Here is a 5396-nt window from a genome sequence, read left to right as displayed (position 1 = left end):
ATGATAAAAACAGAGGATTCTATCCATCCACTTCAACAAGGGCATGGAATTTAAATTTTACTGAACTTTTATGGAAGTGGTCGTTAAACTTTGTTATAAAGATGTACAAAATATAAAATAAAAAGTTAGGAAGAAGTTTTGACTAAACCTCTTCTTCTTTTTAATTTGAACTCAATTAAGTTTAAACACCGGCGACCGCACCATCATTCGGTTAACGATCTTCTACATTCTTCGCAATCGATCTTGTTACTATTTCCATACTTTGGGCATTGAGCGACTAGTATTTCACTGATGGGAAGTTCTTTCACTTATCTCCACTTCTATTAACACTCCGCTCTTTACACCACCATTGGTACTCCGAATATATAACCACACGAATCTTACCTGTGAAGCTTTTCAAATGAAGAGACCTCAATAATTCGTTAAATCTGCTATATAAGATTGCAACCTTTTCAACGATTAAGCCGATTCAACTTCATCAGAGTTACCAAGAGCCTTCTGATCCACCCTTCCAACAGCCACCAAAGATAAAAATTCTATGCAAACTTTGCTTTAACCATCTAATAATATTGACTAATTTTGAGAACTCAAGTGCGATCAATTATACCAAACTGAGTTTTATCATATTAGTGTCAGAATTTTGAGAAAAAATTTCAGATCTAGCCTTCAGACTTCATTAACTTTATCTTTTCTACAATCCTTTGGTTTGAATATCTCAATTTTACTTTCTTATTACTCTCTAACCAAAGCCCTATCTTTTAACCTTAAAATGATCTCCGCCATCGTTTTAGCAGCAAACCCACAGACTTTCGGACAACCCTCTTCCGAGCGGCCTCCAGCTAATAAGAATTGCTCATGGCCTCTCCTATCCCTCAGATTAAAGCACATACCATACAACCTCTTCTGAATTTCACAACAAAGGGTGCTCCCGTACTCCTTTACAAATTTATCACAAAACTCGTACGCGGGTTCAAAGGCCTTTTGGTAAGTCTCGATATCTTCGATCCTTTCACGCCCTATCACTATACCTAAAGCCATGAGCGCACCTATCACCGCACCACATGTTTCTCCACGCCTCGCAACCCCTCCTACGAGTAGCGTGGCCGCCTTGAATGAATCCAAGCCTCCTATATTCAGGTTCTTTTGTAACGATCCTAAAACCGCTTGAGAACAGCCAGGATACTTCATGTTATACTCTTTCGCATCATCGTGAACCTGCTTAATTAATTTAAGAATTTCTTGCTCCATAATTTTAATAAAAACACACAATCCTTATTAAGCTTAATAGCTCCATAACGAAAATCATCTCAAAGGAATAAAGACTTCGATTTGACATTTTGAGAAAGTATAAAAGTATAAAAATAAAAAAGAGGGGGTTTACTTCCCTATCTTATATACAGTAGTACCACAGGTAGGACATTGGCCCTTGGTCGCTTGTCTTTTATTCTTGAGCGTTACAGTCTGTGGATTCTTCATCTCAACCTTCTTCTTACACTTTACACAATATGCCTCCACCATTTGAGTCACCTCTTACCTTCTCTCGCCATATCCTATAGCAAGATCCATATTTAAATACAGATGCAAGATTCTTTGGAAATATTTAGGCAAGAGTTAAAGATAAATTTAGGTTTTACAAGCCATTAGAGAGGTATGAATTACGAAGAGGTCCTAAGACTCAGTCTAGAGAGAGGCTTTTTCATGCCCAGTTGTGAAATTTATTCCGATGCACCGGCAGGTTTTTGGGATTATGGGCCATTGGGTGTGAATCTTCGAAACCGGTTTATAGAGCTTTGGAGGAGAGAGCTCGTACGTAGAGATGGAATGATCGAAATCGATGGAGCACAAATCATGCCAAAGAGTGTATTTGTAGCATCGGGCCATCTTGAAAGCTTTGCAGATCCTATCGTATCTTGTAAAAAGTGCAATACTATTCTAAGGGTCGACCGATTTATAGCGGAGAAGGTCGGTAAGATCATTCCTGAAAGGCTGGTCGATGAAGAATTCGATAAACTCATAGATCAGTATGGGCTGAGGTGTCCCAATTGTAATGGCGAGTTCTCTAAGACGAGAAGGTTTAATATGATGTTCAAATTAGGTATAGGTCCGGCTGAAGATGAGGCCTATTTAAGGCCTGAAACGTGCCAGACGATCTTCACAGATTTCCCCCGGTTATTCAGAGTGATGAGGGGTAAGTTACCATTGGGATTCGCACAATTTGGAAAGAGCTTTAGGAATGAAATTTCACCAAGGCAGAGTTTGATAAGGTTGAGAGAGTTTTATCAGGCCGAGATCGAAGTATTCTTCAATCCGAAGAAGGCAGATGATTTCGAAAAGTTCGATGAAGTTAGGGATTACCAATTAAGACTGTTCAAAGATGGCGAAGTGAAGAAGATCACGTGCCAAGAGGCTCTTAAAGATAATCTCACACCCAATAAGTTGATAACATACTACCTTGCACTTATTCAGCAGTTTTACGATAAGACGGGAATAGATATGGAAAGGAGCAGGTTCAGAGCACTCTCCGAAGATGAAAGGGCCTTTTATGCAGAAGTAGCGTACGATTTCGAAGTCAATACCAGCCTAGGATGGATCGAGCTCGTCGCATGTAATTATCGCACAGATTATGATTTGAAAGGGCATAGTAAGATTAGTGGTAAGGATATGAGAGTTATGGATGATGGTGAGAAGATCATCCCCCATGTCTTCGAGCTTTCCATGGGTGTTGATAGGAGTATCTACTGCATATTGGAGCATAATTTAAAAAAGGATGGTGAGCGCCTTCTGTTGAGCTTAAAGCCCTACCTCGCACCGATTCAGGTGAGCGTCTTCCCCTTGGTAAATCGTGACTCGCTCCCTGAAAAGGCAAAGTCTATATACAGAATGATAAAGAGCGATTTTGATACATTCTACGACGATTCGGGTTCGATAGGGAGAAGGTATAGAAGAATGGATGAAATTGGTACACCTATTAATGTAACAGTAGATTATCAAACGTTAAAGGATGATACAGTTACCATTAGGGATAGAGATTCTATGAAACAATTCAGAGTAAGTATAGCGAATCTTAAAGATACTATAAGACAGATCATCTATAAGTATGATTAAACTGTGAATAGACTGCTATATCAAGAAGAATAAGGTGATGGATAATAATGCTCCGGCTAAAGTGGCGATGAAATTCACTACATGATTGTTTATGTGATGAAAGCCTTTGATGAGGAGTGTAGGATTATCATGATGTTGAATACTCTCCGTCAAAGATCCACATACTTGACATCTATAAAGCCCTTGAACCGTGGCACCTAAGATACTATCGATCGTCGAACCTACAAAACCACTGATCGTTGAGATTATGATCACTTTAATGACTGAAGTATTCGCAACATTCAAGAGCGCTGCTACCAACCCTATGAGTAAAGATCCGAAGATACTCGCAAACTCACCCAATAATGTAACACCTCCCGATGTGCCTTGAGGGACTTTCCTCTTCAAGTTCGTAATCAACCTTGGTGATGATCTACTTATCAACCCGATCTCGGTAGCTAGCGTGTCAGCTGTGGCTGTAGAAATAGCTCCAACGAAAGCGATACCATATATTACCCTTTCAAATCCATCGTTTGTCGATACACCCTCCATAAGGGCTATGAATGCGGCGACACCACCATTCGCGATGATATTCCTCCAGCTTCTTCGACCACCATCACCTTCGGCGCAACCTATCTTCTTCTTATACTCATATTTGAACCTTGTAAATTGAGTAGAAACTACGAAGAAGGTTAAGAGCGTTATGAACCAAGACCAACCACCACCTAGCACCACCGAAAACCCGATCAGAATCGCTACGAATGTGCCCACACGGTCGATCATATTATTCAAATAAGAGATGAATGCTAATAGTACGACTACACCCAACTTTACCATGGTTTCCAGTATAGTTTGCATCTTTGGACACCACTTCTAAGTCGAATTAAGACTTAAAGCTTACTCAAAATCTCTATGAAACCATCCTCATTAGGAAGGTGAGATAAAGCAAGAATGATCCTCTCCCTTTCGGCCAGGTCTAGAGCGAGTCGATCGACGATCTTTGGGCCATGTAATACTACCAATCTGGGTTTAATTTGGGAGACCCTGATCGCTACCAATGGAGATCTACCCATACCTACCTTTGTGAATATCAATGCCCTCTCTGATGTAGCACCAAAGACCCGATAAAAATCGAATCCGGAAAGGGCGTAGATCGCCTTGATACTATCCAAGACTGTGTAACCATAGATGGGTGTAGATAATCGATCATGACCTCTCAATACCTCGCCCTGAAGAAGTTTTATCAATTCACCAGCTTCGACAGGTTGCTTAAATTCAGACATCGCTATGATTGCTGAATCGTTCTGTATAGGGATCAGTCTATTCAACACTTGCCTTTGGGCTCGATCGAGCTTCAAAAGTGCTTCAATATACTTCCTAACAAAGACTACACCCGGTGATGCACGCCTACCACTCTCATAATCACTCAATACAGATGGTGAGATCGATAATTCTCTCGCCAAATCCACCTGTTTGATACCGAACCTCTCTCTCCAAAACTTTAGGGCTTTGCCTGGATTGGGGTTGGCAACGACGTTACCAGCAATTTTAATAAAAGCCTCTTCGTATTCTGTGCCCATATTATGGATTTGATCACGAGAAGTATTAATACTTTGAGTCGCTACTTTAGAATCGCACTTCTCTCCGATCCCTTTTCATGAGTTTAATAGATGATTTTTATCGATAATATTAGATCGAATAAAACGGAGGGCTTAAGGGAGAATTAAATGTCCGTAATATCATATATATCGATATGAAGGTGTTGCTATATTTCAAAGTGTACTCGGAATATCGTTGAAAGGGCCTTTTAGCAAGCCGATTCGTTACCTTGATCCAATAACCCATATTTTATAATTCTTAAAATTCTCTATGTAAGTTTCAATAAGAGTGCAATTAAACCTAAATTTGCATCATTGAAGAAGGCCAAATTTATGAAAAAATTTTTTCGCTACTTTAAAGAAGAATGAAAGGTAATGTTTATAACGCCATGGTGTTTACACCATCACGATGAGCAAAGAACCGTGGATTGGTGACAAATGGTGGGTAAGCCCATTCAACTTCTCTGTAGAGATTAAGAAACCAGAGAGAGTAATATTTCATGATGTTACATTAAGAGATGGTGAACAAACACCCGGTGTTGTATTTAGGAAGAATGAAAAGGTAGAAATAGCAAAGATGTTAGATGAGATAGGTGTACAACGGATAGAAGCAGGAATGCCAGTAGTATCAAAAGAAGACGAAGAGGCCGTTAGAGCAATAGCAAAAGAAGAGTTGAAAGCAAAGGTATTTGGATTTGCAAGGTTGGTAAAAGA

Annotated in this window: 6 protein-coding genes; 2 read left to right on the top strand and 4 right to left on the bottom strand. The window is 39.8% G+C overall.

Features of this window, described 5'->3' with window-relative positions:
* Positions 1–732 precede the first annotated feature (732 nt).
* Positions 733–1248, bottom strand: coding sequence for a C-GCAxxG-C-C family protein (locus tag NZ896_06430; protein ID MCS7117085.1), 516 nt, complete (start codon positions 1246–1248; stop codon positions 733–735).
* Between the two features lie 129 nt (positions 1249–1377).
* Positions 1378–1518 (bottom strand): DUF5679 domain-containing protein, encoded by a 141-nt coding sequence (locus NZ896_06425; protein ID MCS7117084.1) that lies wholly within the window; start codon positions 1516–1518, stop codon positions 1378–1380.
* 132 nt (positions 1519–1650) lie between these two features.
* Here NZ896_06425 and glyS point away from each other — a divergent pair, with 132 nt between their 5' ends.
* Entirely contained in the window at positions 1651–3105 is a 1455-nt protein-coding gene (gene glyS, locus NZ896_06420; GenBank protein MCS7117083.1) for a glycine--tRNA ligase, read from the top strand.
* Between the two features lie 15 nt (positions 3106–3120).
* On the opposite strand, the gene NZ896_06415 is transcribed toward glyS, so the two are convergent.
* Both NZ896_06415 and NZ896_06410 read right to left on the bottom strand, forming a co-directional pair.
* Positions 3121–3942 (bottom strand): DUF92 domain-containing protein, encoded by an 822-nt coding sequence (locus tag NZ896_06415; GenBank protein MCS7117082.1) that lies wholly within the window; start codon positions 3940–3942, stop codon positions 3121–3123.
* A gap of 32 nt (positions 3943–3974) precedes the next feature.
* Positions 3975–4664 carry a helix-turn-helix domain-containing protein gene (locus tag NZ896_06410; GenBank protein MCS7117081.1) on the bottom strand — a complete coding sequence of 230 codons (690 nt, stop codon included), beginning with the start codon at positions 4662–4664 and terminating at the stop codon, positions 3975–3977.
* A gap of 427 nt (positions 4665–5091) precedes the next feature.
* Here NZ896_06410 and NZ896_06405 point away from each other — a divergent pair.
* On the top strand, positions 5092–5396 hold a 305-nt coding region (locus NZ896_06405), incomplete at its 3' end, for a hypothetical protein (protein ID MCS7117080.1).

The organism is Nitrososphaerales archaeon (assembly GCA_025058425.1).
Taxonomy (GTDB): Archaea; Thermoproteota; Nitrososphaeria; order Nitrososphaerales; family JANXEG01; genus JANXEG01.
This window is presented reverse-complemented; position numbering and strand designations above follow the sequence as displayed.